The organism is Hymenobacter sp. J193 (assembly GCF_024700075.1).
Taxonomy (GTDB): domain Bacteria; phylum Bacteroidota; class Bacteroidia; order Cytophagales; family Hymenobacteraceae; genus Hymenobacter.
On the sequence record NZ_JAJONE010000001.1, the window covers coordinates 4,207,480 to 4,232,913 of the forward strand.

A 25,434-nucleotide genomic window follows, 5' to 3' on the forward strand; every position below is an offset into this window, starting at 1 on the left:
GCTTTGGCGCTGACAGGCTTCGTGCTGACTTCTGCTACGGCCACTCGTAGGTGCGCACGAAGGCGGCGGCGGCGTGCATATCGGGGTAGAGAATTCGGTCCTGGCTTACGAACGACACACGCTGGCGGAAATCGGCTACTACCTGTTCCAGTTGGGGAGAGGTGCGGGCCGGGCGGCGGAATTCCAGGGCCTGCACGGCGTTCATCAACTCGATACCCAGCACCTGCTCGGTGTTCTGCACCACGCGCAGGGCTTTGGTAGCGGCGTTGGCACCCATGCTCACGTGGTCTTCCTGGCCGTTGCTGCTCACAATGCTGTCCACCGACGCGGGCGTGCACAGCTGTTTGCTCTGGCTCACGATGCCGGCGGCCGTGTATTGCGGAATCATGAAACCGGAGTTGAGCCCCGGCTCGGCTACCAGAAACGGCGGCAGCCCGCGCTGCCCCGAAACTAGCTGATACGTGCGCCGCTCCGAAATCGAGCCCAGCTCGGCCACCGCAATAGCCATGAAGTCCAAGGCCAGCGCCAGCGGCTGCCCGTGGAAGTTGCCGCCCGACAGAATAGCGTCGTCCTCGGGAAAGATATTGGGGTTGTCCGTCACGGCATTTACTTCTGTTTCCATCACCTGAGCCACGTAGGTTAACGCGTCGCGGGAGGCACCGTGCACCTGAGGCAGGCAGCGGAAGGAGTAAGGGTCCTGCACGGCTGTTTTGGGCTGATTCTGCAAATCACTGCCGGCCAGCAGTTCGCGCAGGTGGGCGGCCGCGGCCAGCTGCCCGGCGTGCGGCCGGATTTGGTGTAGGCGCTCATCGAATGGCTCAGGGCGGCCATCAAAGGCTTCCAGGGAAAGCGCCCCAATCACGTCGGCTGCGCGGCTGAGGCGCTGGGCGCGCAGGGTGCAGTGCACGCCGTAGGCCAGCATAAACTGGGTGCCGTTCAGCAGGGCAAGGCCTTCCTTGGCTTCGAGGCGCAGGGGCTGCCAGCTGAACAGGTGCAGCACATCCGTAACGGCCAGGTTGTAGCCCTGGTACTGCACCTGGCCCAGGCCCAGCAGCGGCAAACACAGGTGCGCCAGCGGGGCCAGGTCGCCGCTGGCCCCGAGGGAGCCTTGCTGGTAGACCACGGGCAGAATGTCGCGGTTGTAGAAGTCGAGCAGACGCTGCACCGTGCTTAGCTGCACCCCGCTGTGGCCGTAGCTCAGGCTGCGGGCCTTTAGCAGGAGCATCAGCTTCACCAGCTCCAGCGGCACGGTTTCGCCGGTTCCGCAGGCGTGCGACATCATCAGGTTCACTTGCAGCTGCTCGCGCTCGGCCGGGGCAATGCTGGTGTTGCACAGTGCCCCAAACCCGGTATTGATGCCATACACGGGGGCGTCGGACTGCTCCAGTCGGTCGTGGAGGTAGCGGTGGCAAGCTTGTATGCGCTCCTGGGCGTCGGCGCTGAGCGTGACGGGGCTTTTCTCCGTTAGAATACGACCAAGGTCGGCCAGGGTGAGAAACTGGGTGGGCGAAATGGAATGGGTGGACATCGGGGAGAAATGGGTGGGGATGCAAGGGGCAGCAAAGTTCGCACATGGCGGGGCTTTTACCACAGGCCCCGCACCTGGAGCATGCGAGCCAGCGGGGTGCCAGGGCGCACCAGCGGGCGTAGCTCGCGGTAGGGAATCGTGGTTGTGTTGGCGCCATGTGCTACGTAAGCTGCTAGGGCATAGTCGCCGTACTCGGCTTGTAGGCCACCGGGCGTTAGGGTAAACGAATCAGGCATTGGTGGGACTTTCTTCCAGTGCCAGTTGTCGCCCTCGTTCATTTCAGGATAGTCTTGCCGAAGGTGCTTGGCCAGCAGCTTTAGCAGCGCCGGCTCGGTACCGGAGCGCAGCAGCTTATCTATTAGCAATTCCTTGCCGGTTCTCAGGTCCACTATGAAACCCTCAATGCTATGCTCAGGGTGGGCGCCGTAGTAGTAACTGTTGGTCCACATGCTGTAAGAAAACAGACTAAAATCGTTAAGCTTTACATTGAGCGACTGGCTAACCTGCTGACAGGCTTCGCTCCGCAGCCACCGGCGTAATGAGTCGCGCCGGGCACCGGGTGGCGGTGCTTGCCAGCGGCCTAGACGTAACGAGTCAGCTCCCAGCAGGTGCAGGAAATCGGTGGAATAATACGTTTTCACGCTTTCCGACTCCTCGCACCAGTAACGGCGCTGGGCCGTAAGGCGCAGCAGCTCGTAGGGCGTGGCTTGGGAATAGTCTTCGTGCAGCTGTATGGTTTGCTGCTTTGAGTTATAAACCGCCCGGCGTTGGCCTTGCAGGTTGCGGCCCAGCGGCCAGTCGAACCGCCACTCCATGTGGGCTGTGTCAGCAGCAGATGCTTTATCGGGAGCTTCTTCGGCCAGCACCAACTGGGCGCCGTGCTGACGGCGGAAAAGCAGCCGGTGTTCGGCTGGCTGCCGGGCGTAACGGTAGTACCAGCTGCCGGCCAAGTACTCCCTGTAGGATTTGACTTGAAGATTGTCCTGAATCGACAGATGCACTACAATAGCCTGCCCGTCCAGCGCACCGAGGTAGCGGCGGTAGGTGCGTGGTTGGGCCAGCGTGTCGTCTTCGAGCGGGGAGTAGGTAGCGAAGCGAATGGTCGTGTCGACCGGAATTTTCTGCAGTTCCTGCGGTAGCTCAGCTTCGGCAGCCGTTGCCAGTAAGGCAGTAGCTGAAATGGTATCTGCTGCCACCTTTTCGCCATTTTGAAGAGCCGTCGTTGTTAGGAGCTTGACTTCTGGGGCCGTTGCTACCGGCAGAACCGGCAGCGGCGCGGGCAGCAAGGACCTGCCTAACAGGTTAGCCGTAAGCAGGATCAGCAGCCCCGCTACGCTGGCCGGCCACCAGGTTTTCCGGTGCGGAGGTTGCCTCATGCCGTTAAGGCGGCCACAATCTCACTCATAGGCAACAACCGCTCCTGACCGGTACTTAACTCTTTAAGCTTGAAATGACTGGCGGCACGCTCCTCGGGGCCTTGCAGCAGCACGTAGGGAATGCCCTTGGCGTCGGCGTACTTGAACTGCTTGCCCAGCTTGGCCTCATCGGGGTACAGCTCGCTGGGGATGCCGGCCTCGCGCAGCTGGCGCAGCACGGGCAGCATCAGGCGGGCCGATTCGGCATCGAAGGAAGCCAGCAGGCAGCGCGTGGTAGTCGCCACGGCTTCGGGGAACAAATTCAGCTCATCCAGGCAGTCGTAGAGCCGGTCTACGCCGAAGGAGAAGCCCACGCCCGACACGCCCGGCAGCCCGAAGGCGCCCGTGAGGTTGTCGTAGCGGCCGCCGCCGCTCACGCTGCCCATGTTCACGTTGTTGATCTTGATTTCGAAGATGCAGCCGGTGTAATAGGAGAGGCCGCGGGCCAGCGTCGGGTCGAACTCAAGGTGGCCGAACTGTGTGAAGCCAAAATCCTGGAGAAGCTGCTGCACCTGCTGTAGCTCCTGCAGGCCTTTGTAGCTGCCATCGGTTTCGGTGGGCACGTTGGCGGCGGCAAAGGCGGTTTGCAGCTGACTTAGCTTCTCGCCAAAAGAGCCCTGCACCCCCAGCAGCCCGAACAGCCGCTCCACCGAAGCTTCCGAGAAGCCACGTTCCAGCAGCTCCCGCGTTACGCCGTCCTGCCCGATTTTGTCGAGCTTGTCGATGGCCGTGAACAAGTCCACTTCCGTGCCCTCGCCCCCCAGAGCCTGGTAGAACGCACCCAGCACGCGGCGGTGGTTGATCTTAATGGTGTGCTCCGTGAGGCCCAGCGTGTTCAGCACTTCCGACATCATCAGCACGATTTCGGCCTCGCAGAGCAGCGAGTCGGTGCCTACCACGTCGGCGTCGCACTGGTAAAATTCGCGGTAGCGGCCGCGCTGGGGACGGTCGGCGCGCCACACGGGCTGAATCTGGTAGCGCTTGAAGGGAAAGGTGAGCGTGCCCCGGTTCATCACCACGTAGCGGGCGAAGGGCACGGTGAGGTCGTAGCGCAGGCCTTTTTCGGCAATTTTGGGCAGCACTTTCTTGGAGCCAGCCTCCAGGTCTTCGGGCGTTACGGCCGCGTTTTTCTTGTTCAGGAAGTCGCCCGAGTTCAGCACTTTAAACAGCAGCTGGTCGCCCTCGTCGCCGTACTTGCCGGTGAGCACCGACAGGTTTTCCATGGTAGGCGTTTCGAGCGGGGCGTAGCCAAACTTCTCGAATACGCGGCGAATTACGCCAAAAATGTAGTTGCGGCGGGCCACCACGGCCGGGCCAAAGTCGCGGGTGCCTTGCGGAATGCTGGGTTTCTGAACGCTCATCGGATGCCAAAATGTGGCCGCGAAGGTACTCACACTTCCCGGCACTCGGGCAAGGCCTTTGGCGGGCTGGTGGGAAACTACTGCGGCTTGCCCGTAGGGAGGAGCAGGCGGTGAGCATCGAGCAGGGAAGGCACTACCAACGGTGCTTCTTCGGCCGGCAGCTGGGCAAAACGCGCCGCAGCCGCCTCGGGCAAATGGCAGAGCACCAGCTGGCGCTGCTGGCAGCGGAGCGTGAAGTCGTAGGCCAGCAACAGATCCACGGCATCCTCCGGCAGTTCCGTCAGCAGGCTGCAGTCCACGCAGATCAGGCGCTTCTCGCTCCGGCTGGCCCGATGCAGGCCCCGGGCCAGCTTGTGCTGGTCGTTGGGGTCGAAGTCAGGCGCTATAATCAGCAGGTAGCTGTCCGGCAATTGCTCGCGTTGCACATCCATCATGCTGACTATAACGCAGGGTAACAGGGAAAAGTGACAGTGAGCAGTAGTACGGTATGAGGATTTATTCGGTTTGAATATTACTGAAAAATGACATAACGATTTGACAACCAAGATTAAAAATGTGTTATTGAGGTTGCTGATAATTGACAAAATTTTATTCGGTGGGTAAAGTATATAATAGAATTATGCAATTCTTAATAAATTTTGGCGGTCTTCGCACTTGGTTCTGAGTCTGCTCAGGACATGAAAACGCCTAAAACGCGCACCGCCCGACTGGCTGCCTCCGGGCGGAGAGCAGTTCGTCGGGCGGGGTTGTTCGGGTGCATAGCTACCACCAGAACCAAAGGCGAAAGAGGCGGAAAGTAAGCGGAAGTTTAGCCCTGCGGCTGAACAGTAGAGCAGGTTGGGGCCGTAACGGCGGCGGTGGTTTTGGCGGCTTTGCGGGCACCCAGGGGCTGGAGAAGCACATTGCCGACTGCAATGCGAGTTTGCACACCATTGACCAAGATGCGCGGCTGCTGCGGCTTAAAGCCCAGTACCGTAGTGGCCAGCTTGTATTTGCCGAAAGGCACCTTACCTACCTGGAACGAGCCGTCGGCGTTGGTGGCTACCGTGCGAATCACGGCGTTGTCGTCGGCCCGCAGGATGGCTACGGTAGCGCTGGGAATTGGCTCATTGGTTTCGCCGTCGCGCAGCGTGCCGGTGATGGTGCCGTTGTAGAAAGTGCTGGCGGAAAGCTGAAGGCCAGCCAGAACGAAGGTGAAACCCAGAAGGATGCGGTTGATGGCGAAAGTTTTCATAGCTCAGAAAGACAAAGAAGGAGGAGGCGGATTGGGCGAAGGAAGCTGCTGCGGTAGCCGCGGTTCTGCAGCAGAAGCTTCCGAAGGCCCGGAAAAAGAGAAAAAGCAAGTCGGCAGCAGGAAAAGAAGTGGTGCCGAACAAAGACCGGAGGCCGGTTACCCAACGCTGGCGAACAGGACTTTCGCGGGGCTGAGTTGGAAGAACAAATCAAAGGTAATACTTACTACTATGCTTTGCAAGGTACCTTCGATAATTATTTTTTAGTTCTGTTTTTTCAGGCTGGCCAGGAGCGAAGAGCAACTGGCCGGCAAGAGTGAATGAAGCGGGAAAGGGCGCGGAAAACGAAGCGGGAAGCGGGTAAGTGCCTGCGTAGAAAAGCTTTGTTACTCCATTAGATGGGACTTCTTGAATGAGGGTTGCCTGCGGCAGCGTAATTTTTTACAACTTCTTCTGGCCTTGGTAAAAACGAGCAAAACCAGCCGGTTGAGGTAATCCTCGAAAGAATGGCACAAAGGTACAGGGTGCTTGGGGCGGCGTCAACCGCACGATGATGTGAGCAGGCCGGCTCTGGCCATAACATTATCAGGCGGCTTGCTGGTTAGCCCTAACGACATACTGCCGGCCTCCAAAGGAAACCGGCAGTATAACAGCACTAGAAGAAAGAGGGCAACGGAAACACAGCACTCGTATTCGTTGGCCTGGCTGGCGGGCGTGCTTAGCCCCCAAACCCGCCACCGCCTCCCTGCGGCTGGCTTTCAATTTTCTTGGGCGGCTTGGTGGCCCCGATGTACCAGGTGAAGCCCAGCCAGCCCACGCGGGTTTCGTTTTTGTAGCGGTTGCGCACCGTCAGCTCGTCGGTGTTGATTTCGGAGCGGCTCACCTGCGTATCGAAGAGGTCGGAAACCCGCAAGGTGAGGGCGGCGCGGTCCTGGAACAGGCGCTGGCGCAAAGCCAGGTCGAGGCCGCCGTAGGAAAGCTGCCGGCCCTGGGCCGTGAGCGTGGCCGAGCGCCACGAGCCAGTCAGCTGCACATCGAGCGTGGGCCGGGGCGTGAAGTTGCTGCTCAGGCGCACGTTGCCGGCCACCGTGCGGCGGTTGATGCCATTGGAGCCATTGGATGCTACCTCGTTGCGGTACAAAGAGCCCGAGGCCGCTACGCGCCACCACTTCGTGAGCGACTGGTTCCAGGTGGCTTCGGCGCCCAGGTTGGCGGTGTTGCCGAAGTTGCGGTAGGTTTCAGCCGTTACGATGCCAGCCTGATTGAGGCGCGTGGCCATGGTGTCGATTTCGCGCACCCGCTGCACCACGTCCTGCGAAAAGCGTCCGAACAGCGTAGCGGTGATGGAAGCGCCGCCGCTCAGGTTCAGCTGGTGGCCCAGCTCCAGGTTGTGGCTGAACTCGGCCCGCAGCGCCGGGTTGCCCTGGCGGTAGTTGCGGGCGTCCTGGTAGAGTTGGAAGGGCAGTTGCTCCATAAAGTTGGGCCGGTCGATGCGGCGGGCGTAGCTGAGCTGCAGGCGCTGCTGGCCGGGTTCCTTACCTAGCTCCTTGGCCAGCGTAGCCGACGGAAACAAGCTCAGGTAATCGAGTCCTACGCGGCCGGTGCCGCCTTTCACGGTGCCGCTCAGGTTGGTGTATTCGGTGCGCAGGCCGCTTTGCAGGTTGTAGCCGTGGCCCAGGGTGCGCTGGTACGTCACGTAGGCGGCGGGCAGCACTTCCTGAATGTTGTACTCCACGGAGCGGGCTGCGTCGCGCTCAAACTCGGTGGGCCGGTCAGTGGGCGCCGTAAACAGGGCCGCGGTGCCGTGGTTGTCGGTGGTCTGTATTTTCAGGCCGGTTTCCAGCTTGCCGTTGGCCAGTGGGTGCGTGTAGTCCAGCGTGCCGTACAGGATGCGCGCATCAACGGCAAACTCCTGGCGCTGGGTGGGCGCGTTGCTCAGCTGCTGAGTGAAGGGCACCTCACCCGTGATGGAAACGAAGCCGGCGTTGGCGGTTAGCTCGCGGCCTTTCTGCTTGGCCCAGGTGCGGCGGTAAGAAGCATCGGTGTTCCACACGCGCACATCCACATCTACGCGCTGCTGGCCCAGTTGATCGGGCTTGCTCTCCCCGTCAATTTTGGTAGTCAGTGTTTGGCGGTTGAAGCCCTTTTCGCCTTCCTTCGACGGCGACACGCTGAAACTCAGGCTTTGCTCGTCGCTCAGCTCGTAGTCCACGCCCAGGTTCAGGGAGTGGTTGATGCGCCGCTCGGTGCCGTTGCCTTCCTGGGTGGTTTCGATGAGGGTGCCATCTTCGAGGCGGGCGGTTTGGGCTCCCCGGGAGTTGTCGGAGAAGCGCTGGTCGCGGCCGTTGTAGCCGAAGTTCCAGGTGGCTTTGCCCCGGCGGCGGCTCAGGTTCAGGGTGGGGGCGTACTTGTTGCCGTTGCCCGCTACCAGTCCGATCTGGCCGTTGGTGCCTTCCTTCTTATCCTTCTTGGTGATGATGTTGATGACGCCGGCGCCCGAGGCGTCGTATTTGGCCGAGGGGTTCGTCATTATCTCCACCTGCGAAATGCGTGAGGCAGGGAGCTGGTCGAGGCGGGGTCCCGAGCCGGCGCCGCCGTTGCTGGTGCCGGCAGGCTTGCCGTCAATGAGAATAGTAAGGTTGGAGGAGCCGCGCAAGCTCACAGTGCCATTGGCGTCTACCGCTACCGAGGGCACATTCTGCAGCACGTTCACGGCCGTGCCGCCCACGCTGCTTAGGTCTTTCTCTACGTTGATGACGCGCTTGCCCAGGTCGTTCTGCACGGTTTCCTTCTGGCCCGTCACCGTCACGCCTTTCAGTTGCGTGGTGATGGGGGCAAGCGAAAAAGAGCCCAGCCGTGCATCCGGGGCCGTGGTGGTAAGCGTTACCGTGCGGCGCACCGGCTGGTAGCCGATAACCGAGGTTTTCACCAGGTACTTGCCCATGCCCAGCGAGGCCAGCGTGAAGGTGCCGTTTTCGCCGGTTTCGGCGCCCGCCACAAAGGTGGAATCCTGGGCGCGCAGCACGACTACGTTGGCAAACGGTACGGGCTGCTTGTTGCTTTGGTCGAGCAGGGTGCCGCTGACGGAGCCCGTGGGTTGCTGCTGGGCGGCGGCGGCCAGCGGAAAGAACATAGTGAGGAGGCCCAGGCCCCGCAGGGTCCGGTAGAGAGGTAGCTGAGTTTTCATCGGAAAAAGGGAGGTTGGAAGGGCGAAGAAGGCAAAGGGAGGCCGCCCCAACGGCCGCGGCTCCGTTGGAAAGGGTGTTTGCCCGGAATGTAGACACGAGTAGCAGGGGCACTACCTGCTTAGAGCAGGAGCGCCGGAAAGCCAGTTCCCAAGGGGCGCCGCCGGAACCAGAGGTTTCCGGGAGGGCGCCGCGCTACCTGGCCCGATTGGCGCAGGGTAGGAGGGGCAGCCGGGGCGGGAAGTAAAAGCAGCGCCGCCGGGGTATTTGCGAATCAATAAGCCAAAGGTAACAGAAGGTACTATGCAACGCAAGGTACTTGTTGAAAATATTTTTTGGCTACTCGATTTTGCTCTGCTGTCTTTGGCAAGCACCTGGTAAAACCGGGTGCTGCTGCGCGCCCATCTTAACCTTATAAAGAGCCAGATGGACAAGCCCACAGAGCCGTTGCCTGACCAAGGAAAAAAGCCGCCGCACGCCGGCCAATGGCGGTGTCCGGTACCCTAAAAAGGCCTGCGCAATTCCGAACACCCTGTCCGTAATCGGACAGTTTTTTACTGCCGATAGCAAGGTATTAGGTAGATAAATAATTGAAAGATTGGTTTTTATAAAACTGGCACTTCGCTTGGCTAGGGTAGGGCATAACCTCTACACGACCGAACGAAAATGGACAGAGCTATTTCCTCCGCTATTCAAAACCGCCGCGTCCGCCAGCGCTGGCTGCTGGTGCTGGCTGGCGTGCTGGTAGTAGCCGCCGCGTTGTGGGGCTTCCGCAGCGTGCTGCGCCCCAGCATCAACCAGGCTGATCTGCTCACCACTACCGTCGAAACCGGCGACGTGGAAGCCACCATTACGGCGGCCGGGCTGGTTATTCCGGCTCGGGAGGCCGTTGTCACCAGCCCTATTCAGTCGACCATCCGGCGGGTGCTGCTCACGGCCGGCGACGAGGTGAAGCCCGGCCAGCCCATTGTGGAGCTCGATAAGGAAATGACGTCTTCCAGCCTGGCTAAGCTCCAGGACGAGCAACTCCAGAACCAGAATAAGAGCACTGTGCTGCAACTTTCCCTGGAGCGCAGCCTCAACGACCTGGAAGCCCAGGAGCAGGTGCAGCAGGAGAAAGTGCGCAGCCTGCAGTCGGCCCTGCGCGACGAGCAGCACCTGCTGAGCATTGGCTCGGGTACTCAGGAAAACGTGCGCCAGGCCGAGCTCAACCTGAAAATTGCCCAGCTGGAGCTGCAGAAGGTGCGTCGCCAGATAGCCAACCAGCGCCGCTCCAACCAGGCCGATGAGCGGGGTCTGGGCTATACTCGCCAGATTCAGGCCCGCAGCATTGCCGAGCTGGCCCGCGAGCTGCAGCAGGCCACCATCAGCGCCGACCAGGCCGGGGTGCTTACGTGGGTGAGCGAGGACGTGGGTGGGGCCGTGAGCAAGGGCCAAGTGCTGGCCCGCGTGGCCGACCTGAGCTCCTACCGGGTGCGCGCCACCGTGGCCGACACCTACGCCGACTCCCTGCACGTGGGCGACGCCGTGCGTGTGCGCCTTGGCGGCACTGATTTAGCCGGCACTATTGCCTCCATCAGCCCGGCCGTGGAGAAGGGCGTGGTCACGTTCTACGCCCGCCTGCGCGAAAACCACCACCCCGTGCTGCGCGCCAACCAGCGGGCCGAAGTGTACGTGGTGACGCGGGCTCACCCCCGGGTAACGCGCGTGAAAAACGGGCCCTTCTACCAGGGTGGCCGCGAGCAGTCGGTGTTTGTGCTGCAGGATGGCCGCGCCGTGCGCCGCACCGTGCGCTTCGGCGACGCCAACTTCGACTATGTGCAGGTAGTGCAGGGCCTGCGCCCCGGCGAGGAGCTCATCCTCACCAATATGAAGGACTACGAGCAAGTAAACGAGCTGTCCGTTTCGGCCAACTAGCAGCGGGCAACTGACAACTGGCAACTGATTTTTCCGCCGCTTCTGCTTTTCTGAGTTATGAAAACCTCTGCTTTTTACCTGGAAGTATTACGCCTCTGGAGTTTGCTGCTGGCCATTGTGAGCCTGCTGCTGGGCGCGGTCATCAGCGCCTCGGCTCAAGCCCCGACCCTCACGCTGCCCCAGGCTATTGAGCTTACTCTGGCGCAGTCGGCCGTGGCCAAGCAGGCCGTGACGGCCCGCGAAACCAGCTACTGGCAGTACCGCTCCTTCCGCGCTGACTATAAGCCCCAACTGGCTCTGGAAGGCGTACTGCCCGACTATAGCCGCTCCATTCTGGCCGTGACGCAGCCCGACGGCACGACTGATTTTCGGGCCGTGCGCATCAACACTTCTTACCTGGCTACCACGGCCACCCAAGCCATTGGCTTCACGGGCGGCAAAATCACGGTGGGCTCCACGCTCCAGCGCTTCGATAATCTTGAGGGCAAGCAGCGCCTTTACAACAGCAGCCCCGTAGCCCTGGGCTTCTTGCAGCCCATCGGGGCCTTCAACGCGCTGAGCTGGAACAAGCGCATCGAGCCGCTGCGCTACCAGGAATCGGGTCGCCAGTATGCCCAGGACCGCGAAACTATTGCCCAACGCGTGACGGAGCTCTACTTCGACGTGCTGCTGCAGCAGGTGAATGCCGACGTAGCCCGCCAGAACCGCCAGGCCAGCGCCGACATGCTGCGCATGGGCCGGGAGCGGTATAAGCTAGGCCGCCTTTCCGAAAACGACCTGCTCTTGCTGGAGTTGAACCTGCTCGGCGCCGAGCAGGCCGAGCTTCAGGCCGGGGTAGAATCCCGCCAGGCGGCCGTGCAGCTCACGAGCTACGCCGGCCTCACGCTGGACCCCGCCGTTCCCCTGGTCGTGCCAGCTTTGCTACCCGCCCTGCAGGTTTCGGCCGACGATGCCCTGGCCCAGGCCCGCCGCTACCGCCGCGAAACGCTGCTGTTTCAGCGGCGCCTGCTCGAAGCCGACCGCGGCGTGGCCCAGGCCAAAGGCACCACCGGCTTTCAGGCCAGCCTTTCGGCCGGTTTCGGGCTGGCCAGCAGTGCCGACCAGCTGGGCCGTAGCTACGTGAACCCCAACGACCAGCAGCAGGTGCGCCTGGGCTTCTCCATGCCGATTGTGGATTGGGGCAAGACGCGCGCCGCCGTGAAAACCGCCGAGCTCAGCCGCCAGCAGGTGCAGCAGCAAGTGCAGCAGGAGCAGCTCACCTTCGAGCAGACCGTGCGCGCCCAGGCCACCCAGCTCGGGGCGCTAAACCAGCAGCTTGCCCTGGCTTCCCGCGCCGATTCCCTGGCCCAGCGCCGTTACGCCATCAGCCGGGCCACCTACCAGGTGGGCCGCATTTCCCTCACCGACCTCAACATTGCCCAGAGCGAAAAGGACCGCGCCAAGCGCGCCTACATTGCCGCGCTACGGGCCTGTTGGGTAGCCTACTACCAGCTGCGTACCCTCACCCTCTACGACTTTGAGCACCAGCAGCCGCTGGTGGTGGAAGGGTAGGAGGGAATGTTATTGCATCTGCTCAATATGGGATTTGCTTATCAGATACTGCTCCCGGGTACAGACACTTATACTTTGATTGCCTTCACGACCCCGGTAAAGTATAACGCAATAGTCGGTATCCTTGTAGAAACGAAAATAGCCTTTGGTCAAAGTAGTGTGAAAGTCGCCATCAGCGGTAAGGTGGGCAGCAGAGAGTTGCTGGAGCAGTGCTCTAAAACACTGTCTGGCGGGGTTAACACTGTATTCCACACGGTTAGTGGTCATACTCTCACCACTAAAATGAGTGAGAAACTGCCCGCTATTCCCGTTAGTGTTATCCAGCCAACGGATTTTGCTTCCTCCAACGTCGCCATAAGTAAAGCCGCGCTGCATCATAAACGCATCTTCTGCCCCAAGCTGCCGGCCTAACAGACTACGCATATCCTGCAACGATAAACATTGGGCCTGTCCTTCTAGCCCTGCACAAATCAACCATAGCATAAGTAAGAATCTGTACATCGGTTGGAGTGGTAGTGGATTGGATAGCCTGTAAAACACGGTAGTTGGCGCAAAGCCGGGCGGTAGTCCGGCTTTGTGCTTTTTTTCAGTTCTGCAAAATGTGGACATCAATATGTTCTTTCCCGACTTATTTCCGAACACCTTGTCCGTTTTTGGACAGATTATTTACAGAGTAATATAATGATTTACAAGGTAAAGTTCTTTAAATCAATTGTTTATTAAAATGGCACGCGGCTTGGCTACTTACCAGGCAGGAAGGGCTCCGATAGTGCAAAACCGGACACTTCTTCCGCCCATAGCAAGCAACTCCCTTCCTTCTCTCTCCCTAAACAAACCAGCCAGCCCCATGACCACGATGACTGCCCAACCAAACCACCTGACGGCTGCCCAGGCCACGGCTACCGCCCCGGCGCCTGCTCAGCCTATCATCCAGCTCACCGACATTGAAAAGGTGTACCAGACCAGCACCGTGGAAACGCTGGCGCTGAACCGCGTGAACCTGACCATCAACCAGGGCGAGTTTGTGAGCATCATGGGCCCCTCGGGCTGCGGCAAATCCACGCTGCTCAGCATCATGGGGCTGCTCGACGAGCCCACGCACGGTACCGTTACGCTGTCGGGCCGGGCCGTGACGTCGTACTCCGACCGAGAGCTGGCCGACCTGCGCAACCAGCGCCTAGGCTTCGTGTTCCAGAGCTACCACCTCATCAACGACCTCTCGGTGCTCGACAACGTGGAGCTGCCGCTGCTTTACCGCAAGGGGGTGTCGGGCAAGGAGCGGCGGCAGCGCGCCCTGGCCGCCCTCGACAAAGTGGGCCTGAACGCCCGCACCAGCCACTTTCCCAGTCAGCTTTCGGGTGGGCAGCGCCAGCGCGTGGCCATTGCCCGCGCCCTGGTAGGCCAGCCCGACATCATCCTGGCCGACGAACCCACCGGTAACCTCGACTCGGTGATGGGGGAGGAGATTATGGACCTGCTGCTGACCCTGAACCGCCGCGACAACACCACCATCGTGATGGTCACCCACGACGAGCAGCAGGCCCTCAAAACCGAGCGCATCATCCGCTTCTTCGACGGCAGCCAGGTGAAGTAGCGTTTCTGGTTTCTAGTTGCTGGTTTCTGGTTGGCAGCGGAGACAAACAACCAGGAACAAGAAACTAGAAACCAGCAACTAGAAACTTTCCCTACCGAGCTATGAAAACGACTTCCACCGCCCTGCTTTCCGAAACCGCGCTGCTGGCCGACTGCTGCCGCGGCAACGCCCGCGCCCAGCGCCTGCTCTATGACCGGCTGGCGCCTAAAATGCTGGCTGCCTGCCGCCGCTACCTGCGTAACCCCGACGACGCCGAGGAAGCCATGATGACCGGCTTCGTGAAGGTGTTCCGGGGCCTGGGCAGCTTCCGCCACGAGGGCTCCTTCGAAGGCTGGGTGCGCCGCATTATGGTGCGCGAGTGCCTGAACGTGCTGGGCCGCCACGAGCCCCTGCTGCTGACCCTCGACGATTGCCCCAGTCTGGCGCCCGCCCTGCCCGCCGCAGCCGAAACCGACCTACAGGCGGCCGACCTGCTGGCTTTGGTGCAGGGGCTGCCCGTCGGCTACCGCACCGTGTTCAACCTGTTTGCGCTGGAAGGCTACAACCACCCCGAAATAGCCGCGCTGCTAGGCATTTCGGAGGGCACCAGCAAGTCGCAGCTGAGCAAGGCCCGCGCCCTGCTGCAGCGCCGCGTGGCGGCGCTTTTCCTTTCCTCCACTCCCGAAACCTGCCTTCGCTATGCTGCTTAGCTATCTGAAAATTGCCTGGAAGGTGCTGCTGCGCCGCAAGTTCTTCACCGCCATCAGCCTGTTTGGCATTTCCTTCACCCTCATGATTCTGCTCGTGCTGGTGGCCGTGGTCGACCACTTCAGCGGGGCCCACGCCCCCGAGAAGCGCCTCGACCAGATGGCCTTCGTGAATTCCCTGCGGGAGCGGTTCAAGGACGGCGGCTCCAACAACATGCCCGTGAGTGCCTACTTCATCGACAAGTACGTGCGCACCCTCAAAACGCCCGAGCTGGTGGCCCTCACCTCGATAACGAATGCCGCCACCTCCTTCGCCAACAACCAGACCCTGACGCTGGACGTGCGCTACACCGATGCCAACTTCTGGCGCCTGATGGACTTTGAGTTTCTGGATGGTCGTCCGTTTTCGGCCGCTGAAACCGACCAGCGCAGCCGCGTGTGCGTTATCAACCAGCACACGGCCCGCACTTACTTCGGCACCGAGAAAGGAGTAGCCGGCCGCACCCTCGAAATCGGGCCCTACACCTACCGCATTACCGGCGTAGTGCCCGATGTACCCGTGATGCGCCTCTACTCCAGCTCCGACGTGTGGGTGCCCTACACTCTGAGCAACGAGCTATTTGGTGACCAGCGCCTGGAAGGCGCGTTTATGGCCATTATGCTAGCTCCCTCTGCCAGTCAGGTGCCAGCCATGCGCCAGGAGTTTGAGCAGGTTGCCAGGCGCATTCCGCTGCCCGATCCGCAGCGCTTCGACAAGCTCTCCGTGCACGCCGACCCGGCCCTGGCCAGCGTAGTGCGCCAGCTGACGAGCAGCCAGGAAAAGGAATCCGATGGGATGGAGCTGTTTCTGAGCGTGTGTGGGGGGCTGGCGCTGCTGTTTATGCTGCTGCCTGCCCTGAACCTGGTGAACCTGAACGTGACGCGGATTTTGGAGCGCAGCAGCGAGATTGGGGTGCGTAAGGCCTTCGGTGCCTCGCGCCGGGTGCTGGTAGGCCAGTTCCTGGTCGAAAATATTGTGCTGGCCCTGCTGGGCGGCGTGCTGGGCCTGGGCCTGGCGTCCGTGGTGCTGTACATCCTCAACGAGTCGCAGTTTATTGCCTACTCCCACTTTGGATTGAGCTGGAGCGCCTTCGCGGCGGGGCTGGGCCTCACGCTGGTGTTTGGGCTGATGAGCGGGGTATACCCGGCCTGGAAAATGGCCCGCCTCAACCCCGTAACGGCGCTGCGTGGCAGCGGAGCCGGGCCGCGCTAGCCGCCCGGGTTTCTTCCTTACCTTCCTTTTCTTCCGGCCATGATTCGTCATTTATTTCGCCTGATCTGGAACCGCAAGCGCACCAACGTGCTGCTGCTGTCCGAAATCTTCTTCTCCTTCGTGGTGCTCTTCGGGGTGGCCACCATTTTCATCGGCTTCGGCCGCAACTACGTGCTGCCCCGGGGCTTTGCCCACGAGCAGGTATGGCGCTTGAACATTGCCGCCGGGCAGGGCGAGAAAATGCCCCACCCCCAGCTCGACGACGTGCTGCGCCAGGTGCGCGCTCTGCCCGGCGTGCAGGAGCTTACCCTTACCAGTCAGAACACGCCCTTCCGCTTTATCACCATGAACGGGGAGTTTGAGGCCGGTAAAAACAAGATGGACAACGTAGACCGCTACGATGCCGACGACCGGTATGCGGCCACTATGGGTCTGCAGCTGCTGGAAGGCCGCTGGTTCCAGCCCTCCGACGACGCTTCCACGCGTCGGCCGGCCGTCATCAGCCGCAACATGCGCGAAAAGCTGTTTGGCGACGCGCCGCGCGTGGTGGGCCAGGTAGTCCGGGAAAGCGCGGGACCCGGCACCGAGACCAGAACGGAGTTTCAGGTAGTGGGCGTAACGGAAAACGTGCGTCCTCATAGCGACTTCGACGGTGAGGCTCCTTCGATGTGGATGCGCCTGCAGCCTCACGATACCACCCGGTGGGAAGGCGCCACCGTGCTGGTGCGCGTGGCCCCCGGCCAGGGTGCCGAGCTGCAGCAGAAGATGGTGCACACCATAGCCGGCGTCACCCGCAAGTGGAGCACCCAGGTATACGCCCTGGAAACCGACCGCCTCGACAAGCTCAAAATCACCGTGGCACCGCTGGCCGCCCTGGCCGTGGTGGGGCTGTTTCTGATTGTGAATGTGGCCCTGGGCTTGTTTGGGGTGCTGTGGTACAACATCAACCAGCGTCGCGCTGAAATAGGCCTGCGCCGCGCCCTCGGAGCTTCAGGCCCCGGTATCAGCGCGCAGTTTCTGGGCGAGATGCTGGTGCTGACTACGCTGGGCGTAACGTTGGGCTTGCTGCTGGCGGCGCAGTTTCCGCTGCTGGACGCCTTCGACGTGCCCTCCAACGTGTATGTACTAGGCATGCTGGCCGCCACCGGCCTCATCTTCCTGCTCACCGCCTTGTGCGCCTGGCAGCCCAGCCGCCTGGCGGCCCGCATTCAGCCTGCCGTAGCCCTGCGCGAGGAGTAGGGGTGACAGGTGATGAGGTAACAGGTGACAGGTAACACGTGACAGGTAAAAAGTTGTCATTGCGAGGCATGTGGCGCATCAAGTCAGGGTCCGAAGCAATCCGTCCTGTACAAAACCAGCCCCGTTCTTCTACCAGAAAGCTCCTGACGCTGGCTACACGCTGAAGGCTTGTCACATCCTGGGGCTTGATGCGTTGCCCAGGACGGATTGCTTCGCTACACTGGCAATGACGGTGTTTTTTTCCTTGTCACCTATCACCTGTCACCTGCTCACCTGTCATCATAAATTCCGTCCTTCGCTTCTCTATTTTCTGTACGCATGATTCTGATTGTCGACGACGACGTGGCGGTGCGCACCTCGCTTAGCCTGCTGCTCAAGCAGGCCGGCTACGTGGCCAAAGCGGTGGGTACGCCCGATGCGGCCCTGGCCGTGGTGCCCGACCCGGCCGTGCAGCTGGTACTGATGGATATGAACTACTCCCTCGATACCACCGGCCACGACGGGCTGGCGCTGCTGGCGCAGGTGAAGGCCGTGCGCCCGGCCCTGCCGGTCATCCTTATCACGGGCTGGGGCTCTATCTCGCTGGCCGTAGAAGGGATGAAGGCCGGCGCTGCCGAGTTTATAACCAAGCCCTGGAACAACGACGCCCTGCTGCAAACCATCCGCACCTGCCTGGACCTGGCTGCATCTGATGCTGCACCGGCCCCCGACGATGCCCAGGCGCCCACCCGCCGCCAGCTCGACAAGCAGTTTGCCTTCCAGAACATCATCGGGCAGGATGCGCGGCTGCTGCACGTGCTGCGCAGCGTGGGCCAAGTGGCCGCCACCGATGCCTCAGTGCTGATCGAGGGTGAGTCGGGCACGGGCAAGGAGCTGATTGCGGAAGCCGTGCACCAGAACTCCCACCGCCGCCGCCAGCCCTTCGTGAAGGTGAACCTGGGCGGCATTTCGGCCTCCCTGTTTGAAAGCGAAATGTTCGGACACCGGCGCGGGGCCTTCACCGACGCCAAAACCGACCGGGTGGGCCGCTTCGAGTTGGCCAACGGCGGCACCATTTTCCTCGACGAGATAGGGGAGCTGGACATGACCTCGCAGGTGAAGCTGCTGCGCGTGCTGCAGGACCGCACCTACGAGGTGCTGGGCGACAGCAAGGCGCGCCGCCTCGATATCCGCGTCATCTGCGCTACCAACCGGGACCTGGCCCAGGAAGTGCGCGAGGGCCGCTTCCGCGAAGATTTGTTTTACCGCATCAACCTGATAACCGTGCGCCTGCCCGCCCTGCGCGAGCGGCCCACCGACATTCCGCTGCTGGTCCAGCACTTCGTGGATTACCTGCGCGCTACCTACAACCGGGCTTCGCTGAAGGTTAATACCCGCGCTATGCACTGGCTGCGCGAGCAGCCGCTGCCCGGCAATATCCGGGAGCTGAAAAACCTGGTGGAGCGGGCCGTGCTGGTCAGCGGCAAGGACGAGCTGGGCCCCGAGGACTTCCAGGCGCAGTTTCGACCCACGGCCGTGCCCGTCGCGGCGCAGCCGGGCGAGCTGCCCGCCGTGGGCTCCATCACCCTCGATGAGCTGGAAGCGCAGATGATCCGCAAGTCGATGGAGCACTACGCCGGCAACGTGAGCCGCGTGGCCAAAGCCCTGGGCCTGAGCCGTGGCGCCCTCTACCGCCGCCTGGAGAAATACGCCATTCCGTTCGACGTGACGCAGTAGCGCAGCCAGTTCTCCTCCTTTTTTTCAAGGAGGGGTAGCCGGAGGCCGGGGTGGTAGAGCTAGAAGGTAGAAAAAGCTAGGACTACCCGTTCTTTCTGTATTCTTGGCGCCGGTTTCTAACTCTGGTTTAACCACCCCGGCCTCCGGTCCCTCCTTGAAAAAAGGAGGGGCGTTTCTTAGCTCTAGCTGTATTGCTTGATGTCACTGCGTCTGAAGTTCCTGCTGTTTGCCTTTCTGATTCATGGCCTGCTGCTGGGGCTTACGTGGCAGGTACTGCGCCAGCATACGGCGTGGTTTATCGGGGCGGAGGTGCTGCTGGTGGCGTCGGTTATCCTCACGGTGCAGCTGTACCGGGATTTTGTGCGGCCCTTCCAGTTGATTGCGGCCGGTACGGAAGCCATTCGGGCCAAGGATTTCTCCACCAAGTTTGTGCCCGTGCAGCAGCGCGAAATGGACCAGCTGATTGACGTTTACAATCACATGATTGATGAGCTGCGCCAGGAGCGCATAACCCAGCACGAGAAAAGCTTTCTGCTGGAACACCTTATCCAAGCCTCGCCGGCCGGTATTCTGCTGCTGGATTTCGAGGGCCGGATTGAGTCGGTAAACCCGGCGGCGGTGCGGCTGCTACAAGTGCCGGCCGCTGCGCTGGTAGGCCAGTTGCCCGCTGCCCTGCCCGGCGACTGGGGCGTGGCCCTGGGCAGCCTGCGCCCGGGTCAGCCGCAGGCGGTTCAGCTCTCGGGCATGCAGAGCTACCGCGCCCACGCCTCGCACTTCCTCGACCGGGGCTTCACGCGCTACTTTATCGTGCTGGAAGAGCTGACCCAGGACATCATCCGCCAGGAAAAGCAGGCCTATGAGAAGCTGATCCGGATGATGTCGCACGAGGTCAACAACTCCATCGGGGCCGTCAACTCCATCCTGCAAAGCTTCCACTATTACGCCCCCCAGCTAGCCCAGGACGACCGCGCCGACTTCACCGAAGCGCTGGATGTATCCGTGACGCGCAGCACGCACCTGGCCAACTTCATTGCCAACTTTGCCCACCTGGTGCGCCTGCCCCCGCCTGCGCGCCGCCCCATAGATGTGCACGAGCTGCTGAAATCAACCTGCCGGCTGCTGCAGGTACAGAGCGAGAAGCGCCGCATCCGCTGGCACTGGCAGCTCACGGAGGGGCCGCTGTTCGTGAATCTCGATGCCCAGCAGCTGGAGCAGGCCCTGCTCAACATTGGCAAAAACGCCCTCGAAGCCATTGGGGAAGAGGGTAATGTGTGGGTGCGCACCACGGCGCAGCCGCCCACCGTCGTCATCGAAAACGACGGGCCCGGCATTCCGGCCGAAGTGCAGCGCCACCTGTTCACGCCCTTCTACAGCACGAAGCCCGATGGCCAAGGCATCGGCCTCACCCTCATCCGCGACATCCTGCTGCAGCACGAGTTTGCCTTCACGCTGCAAACCGAGGAGGCGGGCCGCACGGCGTTTACTATTCGGTTTTAGGCCGCCCTGCGCTACGGAGAGAGGATGCCAGCCACGCTGCCTGGCGCACTTTTTTTGGCTAGGGTGTGAGCAGTGTGGGCTTCTGAGCGTACCCGCGTTCTGCCCGCAGCCCTGCAGGCGCCGTTCCACGCCTTCCCGGTGGCTTCAAGCTACTACGCTACAGCTCGGCTTTTAGCTTAGACCCAGTTCACACCTTTGCGCAGCCACTGCTGGGTGGCGTCTTCGGGGGAGCCGGGCTCGATGGGGAAGTTGTAGTGCCACTCGGCCTGGGGCGGCAAGCTCATCAGAATACTCTCGGTGCGGCCCCCGGTTTCCAGCCCGAACTTGGTGCCCCGGTCAATGGCCAGGTTGAACTCGGCGTAGCGGCCCCGGCGCACCAGCTGCCACTGCTTCTGCCGCTCAGTGTACGGCAGGCAGGCATTCTGGCGCATGATGGTACCATAAGTGCGGCCGTAGACCTCGCCCACATCCTGCACAAACGCAAACAGCTCCTCAAATGAGCCGTCCTTACCCACGGTGAGCCGGTCGAAGAAGATGCCGCCGATGCCGCGGGTTTCCTGACGGTGGGGCAGAAAGAAGTACTCATCGGCCCACCGCTTGAAGTGCGGGTAGTAGCTGGTGTCGTGGCGCTGGCATACGGCCTGAATCTGCTCATGAAACCAGCGGGCCTGGGCCTCGTCCACGTAGATAGGCGTCAGATCCAGCCCGCCGCCAAACCAGGCATCCCCGTTGTCGGTCTCGAAGTAGCGCACGTTCATGTGCGAAATCGGCACCAGTGGGCTGCCCGGGTGCTGCACCACCGAGACGCCGGTGGCAAAGTAGTTCGGGTCGGGCATGAGCAGCGCGCGGGCCGCCGCCTCGCTCATCTGGCCCCACACGGCCGAGAAGGCGACCCCGCCTTTTTCCAGCACCGTCCCGTTCTGCAGCACGCGGGTGGCCCCGCCGCCCCCGCCAACATGCTGCCAGGCGTCCTCCTGAAAGCGTTTTCCGCTGCCGTCGGCGGCTTCGAGGCGGTGGCAGAGCCAGTCCTGAAACTGGCGCATCCAGTTTTCAGCCAAAATGCGGGGCGGAGCAACAGCGAGGGCAGCGGTAGTCATGGTAAGCATGAAGGTAAAAGCTGTGTAGGGTATCCGGGCCGGGAATCAGGCCCAATGGACAGCATAGTAATCGGGCAACAGAGCATTGACCTGCTCTTTCTTCAGCTGTTCGGCGCACCGGGCGCAGCAGGCTACCCGGGGCTGACGCTCCACGGCCCGCAGCACCAGCACCGGAATCTGGGTGTGGTAGGCACGGGTGGTGGTGTAGCAAGAGTCGAAGTAGCGTAACAGCTCCGCCTCGCTGTTGGGGGCAATAATGAGCAGTTGGGCCTGCTGCCGGGCACAGAACTCGCCGACGCCTTCCAGCGGGGCATCATCTTCCACCAAGTGGGGAGTAGTAGTGAGCCAGGTGAGCTGAGCCCCGACCTTGCCGAGGGCCTGCTTGAGTTGGCGTCGCCGGGGCCGCTCGGCCGGCGAATAAAACTGCACCAGGTCTAACGGGGCCGGGAAAGCGCCTTCCAGCGCTGACAAGCGGGGCAGGATGTCGGTATTCAGGGCGGTGAAATCAGCGGCGAAAACCACCCGCGCAGGCAGAGCGCGGCGCCCTGGCGGCACTACCAGCACCGGGCACGTGACCAGCCGGGTGATGGAGGCGGCGTGGTTGCCGGGTGCGGCCTGCTGGCCGCAGTCGATGTGCTCAAGGCCCATCACCACCAGGTCGGCGGCGCAGCGGGCTGCTTCGGCCTGCACATGGTCGTGGAGGCAGCCGCTCAGAATGCGGTAGCGGTACTGAATGCGGCGGCCATCCTGGCGGGTAAGCTGCTGATAGCGCAGGCGCTCCACCAGGCTCCGCAGCCGCTGTTCCTGCACGTCAAGCGCCTTCTCCGCTGCCGCCATACCATCCGATTCGGGGTGGCAATAAAGCAGCACCACTTCGGCAGGCCAGCGCACGGCCAGCTTGTTGGCGTAAGCCAGCGTGGGTTCAGCCGCAGCAGTATGGTCGATGGGAACGAGAATGGTTTTCATAAGGAGAAACGTAACGAAAGGAAAGCAGGGAGGAAAAAAAGGCAGCAGCAGACCCTACCGGCAGTTGTGCACCGACTGCGGCTGACGAGCCTGGATTTTCTCCGGCGTGCTCAGCTGCGGGCTCAGGTACGGAATGCCCAGCCCCAGCCCGCGCATGATAAAAAGCACGGCCAGCCCCGAAGCCGCGTAGGGTACCGCCTGCCGCATGCGGGTGCGCCACAGCAGCGGCACTAGCCGCCCGGAGAGAGAAAGACCCAGCATCAGTGGGAGCGTGCCCAGGCCAAAGCTGGCCATGTAAGCCGCTGCGCCCGGTATGCCCGGTGCACTCAGGGCCCCGGCCAGCGCCAGGTACACCAGGCCGCAGGGCAGCAGCCCGTTGAGGACGCCCGTGAGGTACAAGGCCCGCCACGAAGGCTGCTGAAAAAGCCCGGCCAGCGTGTTCTTAACCCAGGCCAGGGGACGGCGCAAGCCCAGCAGGCCGGCCAGCCGGTCGGTGTAGCGCGGGGGCAGCCCCACGAGCACCAGAATCAGCAGGCCCGAGGCTATGGAGAGGCCTTGCTGCAGTCCGGCCAGGCGCAGGCTCTGGCCCAGCAGGCCGGCCGCCGCGCCCAGTGTGGCGTAGGTTGTGATGCGGCCCAGGTTATACAGCAGACGCCCGCCCACGTAGCGCGCCGAGGCAGCCTCCGCGCGGCCGGGCAGCGCCAGGGCAATGGCCCCACACATGCCTACGCAGTGGAAGCTGCCCAATAACCCAAAAACAAACCCGGCCCAAAGCATTGGCAGTAGAGAAATGGCGTATCTGATTCGGCCGGCAAGTACGGCCGCCCGGGCTGGGGCTAACATGATGAAAGTCAGTCAGTCAGGGTGATATTTCTTTCCAAGAAGTAGGCCTGCCCGCCCGCGGTAAAATCGAGGCGCACGCGCCAGTAGCCGGCTTTCATCTGGCCGGTATTGATTTGCTGCACACCATCGACGGGCTGCAACGGCAGGGAGAAATCCAGCTTCTGGTCGGAAGGCCGAAAGAAGTGCAACTGGCCCTGCACGGTCTGTGTGGTCAGCTCGGCGGGCAACTGCAGGGTTAGGCGGTGAGCGGCGGCATCATGCTCCAGCTTTACCGGCGCGGGCAGGGCAGCCGTACGGGCTACGGTTTCCATCTGTTGCTGGTAGCGCAGCTCCTGTTGGTAGTAGTCGGGGCTGACCAGGTCGACGCTGGTGCGCATGGCCTGCTGCACCATGTAGCCGATGTAGCCGGCAAACAGCACGAAGGTCATCACAATGGCGTAGGGCCAGATGGTGCGGGTTTTGGGGGCGGAAGTTGCCATAGAAATTGGGTTGTGAGCCATGCAGAGACGGAGTGTTTTGCGGGCTGATATTGTTTAGACTGTTATTATTCGTCTGTCATCCTGAGCAAAGCGAAGGACCTTCCTCGCCTGATTGATAAGCCTGATTCACTGTGACCAAGCCTTACTGCTTGCTTGATAAAGGCTTGGTCACACTGGTAGAAGCCGCCGTGGGGTTAGGAGAGGAAGTTCCTTCGCTTTGCTCAGGATGACAGACGACGAGAGTTGCCATTGCGGTAGAGATGTCTCGCGCTGCTCGACATGACCTTCTATTTCTTACTGTACCGGCCCCAGAAACTTGGTGCTGGTTTCGGCAATCAGCTCGTTGCCCGAATACAGGCCGATGCGAATTTTCTGGTTGGTACGCAGTAGGGTGCGGCGGGGCAGCTCGGCAAAGAACACGCCTTCGGTCATGCCCTGGGCGGGCAGCGTCAGGCTGGCCGTGCCTACCAGGGAAATGGTGCCCTGGGCCGGCTCCAGCACCCGTAGCGTGAGCGGATAGGGCCGGTTGGTTTTGTTGATAACCGAGATATTGTAGAGGTTGGTGATGGAGCCGCGGTCGGTTTTCTGGAACAGCTGCCCCGGCGTGCGCAGCACCGTGGCCGCCACATTGGCGCGGGATACCAGCAGCCCCGTCATCACCACGAGCAATACGCCCAGCACCCCCGACAGTACCTTCATGCGGCCCGTAAACCGCGGGCGGGTGCCTTGGGCAATGTCGTTTTCCGAGGCATGGCGGATCAGGCCTTCGGGCAGGTTCACGAGGGTCATTATCGTGTTGCAGGCGTCGATGCAGGCCGTGCAGTTGGTGCATTCCATCTGCTGGGCCCCGTTGCGGATGTCGATGCCGGTGGGGCACACCTGCACGCACTGGTGGCAGTCGATACAGTCGCCGGCGGTGCGCTCCTGGTTTTTGCGGAGCTTCTCCCGCGGCTCGCCCCGCTTGTAGTCGTAGGCTACCACTAGGCTGTTTTTGTCGAGCAATACGCCCTGCAGCCGCCCGTAGGGACAGGCAATGGTGCAGACCTGCTCCCGAAACCGGGCAAACACGGCGTAGAACAGGCCGGTAAACAAAACCATCGAAGCCAGGCCGCCCAGGTGCCCGGCGGGCCGGTCCGTCACGATTTGCAGCAGCTCGTCGGTGCCAATGATGTAGGCCAGGAAGGTATTGGCAATCAGGAAGGACAGGATCAGAAACAGCGCGTGCTTGGTGGTTTTGCGCCAGGTTTTGTTCCAGTCCCAGTCGGCGCGGTCAAGGGCCTTTTGCTGGGGCGCGTCGCCTTCCAGCCAGTACTCGATGCGCCGGAATACCATTTCCAGGAAGATGGTCTGGGGACAGACCCAGCCGCAGAACACGCGCCCGTACACCACCGTGAAGATGATGATGAACAGCACGAAGGTGAGGCTGCCCAGCAGCAGGATAAAGAAATCCTGGGGCCAGAAAATCTGCCCCAGAATGATAAAGCGCCGGGCCGGCAGGTTCAGCATTAGCAGCGGCAGGCCGTGGATGCGCAGCCAGGGCCCGGCAAACAGCAGTGCCAGCAGCCCGTAGCTAAGCCATTTACGGTAGCGGTAAAGCCGGCCGCCGGGTTTTTTGGGGTACAGCCACACCCGCTTGCCGGCCGCGTCCACCGTGGCAATGGTGTCGCGGAAAGACGCGGCGGGCTGGGGTTGGGTAGTAGCCATGAGGCGGAATCTTTGAATCGTTGTTTAACCTGTCATCCTGAGCAGAGCGCAGGCCCTGCCTCCATGTTGTGGCAGGCTCTATTCACTCTGACAAACCTTTTAGTAAGTCAGTGGTAAAAGAGCTTTGTCACGTTGGTACCGAACAGCAGTGGAGTTGGTGAGGAAGGTCCTT

Annotated in this window: 20 protein-coding genes; 9 read left to right on the forward strand and 11 right to left on the reverse strand. The window is 61.7% G+C overall.

What is annotated here, in order from left to right; all coding sequences use genetic code 11:
- Positions 1–34: 34 nt before the first annotated feature.
- The 6 genes from hutH to LRS06_RS18370 all read right to left on the reverse strand — a co-directional run bounded on the left by hutH (position 35) and on the right by LRS06_RS18370 (position 8,723).
- Complete coding sequence (hutH, locus tag LRS06_RS18345; protein WP_257872829.1) at positions 35–1,528, reverse strand: histidine ammonia-lyase; 1,494 nt, start codon at positions 1,526–1,528, stop codon at positions 35–37.
- 56 nt (positions 1,529–1,584) lie between these two features.
- Positions 1,585–2,904: a hypothetical protein gene (locus LRS06_RS18350; protein WP_257872830.1), complete on the reverse strand. Its 1,320-nt coding sequence runs from the start codon at positions 2,902–2,904 to the stop codon at positions 1,585–1,587.
- Positions 2,901–4,304 carry a histidine--tRNA ligase gene (gene hisS / locus LRS06_RS18355; RefSeq protein ID WP_257872831.1) on the reverse strand — a complete coding sequence of 468 codons (1,404 nt, stop codon included), beginning with the start codon at positions 4,302–4,304 and terminating at the stop codon, positions 2,901–2,903. Before hisS ends, LRS06_RS18350 begins: the two co-directional genes overlap by 4 nt.
- Before the next feature lie 77 nt (positions 4,305–4,381).
- A complete protein-coding gene (locus LRS06_RS18360; RefSeq protein ID WP_257872832.1) occupies positions 4,382–4,738 on the reverse strand; it encodes a hypothetical protein in 357 nt (118 codons plus the stop codon).
- Positions 4,739–5,112: 374 nt separating this feature from the next.
- The gene (locus tag LRS06_RS18365) at positions 5,113–5,538 is read right to left on the reverse strand and encodes a carboxypeptidase-like regulatory domain-containing protein (protein WP_257872833.1); all 426 of its coding nucleotides are present in this window, start codon (positions 5,536–5,538) and stop codon (positions 5,113–5,115) included.
- A 716-nt stretch (positions 5,539–6,254) separates the two neighbouring features.
- Positions 6,255–8,723: an outer membrane beta-barrel protein gene (locus LRS06_RS18370; protein WP_257872834.1), complete on the reverse strand. Its 2,469-nt coding sequence runs from the start codon at positions 8,721–8,723 to the stop codon at positions 6,255–6,257.
- A 664-nt stretch (positions 8,724–9,387) separates the two neighbouring features.
- On the opposite strand from LRS06_RS18370, the gene LRS06_RS18375 reads away from it, so the two are divergent.
- The 9 genes from LRS06_RS18375 to LRS06_RS18415 all read left to right on the forward strand — a co-directional run bounded on the left by LRS06_RS18375 (position 9,388) and on the right by LRS06_RS18415 (position 20,173).
- Complete coding sequence (locus LRS06_RS18375) at positions 9,388–10,638, forward strand: efflux RND transporter periplasmic adaptor subunit (protein ID WP_257872835.1); 1,251 nt, start codon at positions 9,388–9,390, stop codon at positions 10,636–10,638.
- Between the two features lie 57 nt (positions 10,639–10,695).
- Positions 10,696–12,189 (forward strand): TolC family protein, encoded by a 1,494-nt coding sequence (locus LRS06_RS18380; RefSeq protein WP_257872836.1) that lies wholly within the window; start codon positions 10,696–10,698, stop codon positions 12,187–12,189.
- Between the two features lie 75 nt (positions 12,190–12,264).
- Positions 12,265–12,600: a hypothetical protein gene (locus tag LRS06_RS18385; protein WP_257872837.1), complete on the forward strand. Its 336-nt coding sequence runs from the start codon at positions 12,265–12,267 to the stop codon at positions 12,598–12,600.
- Positions 12,601–13,114: 514 nt separating this feature from the next.
- Positions 13,115–13,783 (forward strand): ABC transporter ATP-binding protein, encoded by a 669-nt coding sequence (locus LRS06_RS18390; protein ID WP_257873428.1) that lies wholly within the window; start codon positions 13,115–13,117, stop codon positions 13,781–13,783.
- A gap of 101 nt (positions 13,784–13,884) precedes the next feature.
- Positions 13,885–14,472 carry an RNA polymerase sigma factor gene (locus tag LRS06_RS18395; protein ID WP_257872838.1) on the forward strand — a complete coding sequence of 196 codons (588 nt, stop codon included), beginning with the start codon at positions 13,885–13,887 and terminating at the stop codon, positions 14,470–14,472.
- Positions 14,462–15,721 (forward strand): ABC transporter permease, encoded by a 1,260-nt coding sequence (locus tag LRS06_RS18400; RefSeq protein ID WP_257872839.1) that lies wholly within the window; start codon positions 14,462–14,464, stop codon positions 15,719–15,721. Before LRS06_RS18395 ends, LRS06_RS18400 begins: the two co-directional genes overlap by 11 nt.
- A 39-nt stretch (positions 15,722–15,760) precedes the next feature.
- Complete coding sequence (locus LRS06_RS18405) at positions 15,761–16,960, forward strand: FtsX-like permease family protein (RefSeq protein ID WP_257872840.1); 1,200 nt, start codon at positions 15,761–15,763, stop codon at positions 16,958–16,960.
- Between the two features lie 318 nt (positions 16,961–17,278).
- Positions 17,279–18,676 (forward strand): sigma-54 dependent transcriptional regulator, encoded by a 1,398-nt coding sequence (locus LRS06_RS18410; RefSeq protein ID WP_257872841.1) that lies wholly within the window; start codon positions 17,279–17,281, stop codon positions 18,674–18,676.
- A gap of 198 nt (positions 18,677–18,874) precedes the next feature.
- Entirely contained in the window at positions 18,875–20,173 is a 1,299-nt protein-coding gene (locus LRS06_RS18415) for a PAS domain-containing sensor histidine kinase (protein WP_257872842.1), read from the forward strand.
- A gap of 176 nt (positions 20,174–20,349) precedes the next feature.
- Here the strand turns inward: LRS06_RS18415 and hemF are convergent, their stop codons facing one another.
- From hemF to ccoG, 5 genes are all read right to left on the reverse strand, one after another.
- Positions 20,350–21,279, reverse strand: a complete 930-nt coding sequence (gene hemF / locus LRS06_RS18420; protein ID WP_257872843.1) for an oxygen-dependent coproporphyrinogen oxidase — start codon at positions 21,277–21,279, stop codon at positions 20,350–20,352.
- Positions 21,280–21,315: 36 nt separating this feature from the next.
- A complete protein-coding gene (locus tag LRS06_RS18425) occupies positions 21,316–22,236 on the reverse strand; it encodes a universal stress protein (protein WP_257872844.1) in 921 nt (306 codons plus the stop codon).
- Between the two features lie 54 nt (positions 22,237–22,290).
- Positions 22,291–23,013: a sulfite exporter TauE/SafE family protein gene (locus tag LRS06_RS18430; protein ID WP_257872845.1), complete on the reverse strand. Its 723-nt coding sequence runs from the start codon at positions 23,011–23,013 to the stop codon at positions 22,291–22,293.
- Between the two features lie 74 nt (positions 23,014–23,087).
- On the reverse strand, positions 23,088–23,558 hold the full coding sequence (locus LRS06_RS18435) for a FixH family protein (RefSeq protein ID WP_257872846.1): 471 nt from the start codon (positions 23,556–23,558) through the stop codon (positions 23,088–23,090).
- Between the two features lie 294 nt (positions 23,559–23,852).
- Positions 23,853–25,262, reverse strand: a complete 1,410-nt coding sequence (ccoG, locus tag LRS06_RS18440) for a cytochrome c oxidase accessory protein CcoG (protein WP_257872847.1) — start codon at positions 25,260–25,262, stop codon at positions 23,853–23,855.
- Positions 25,263–25,434: the final 172 nt, after the last annotated feature.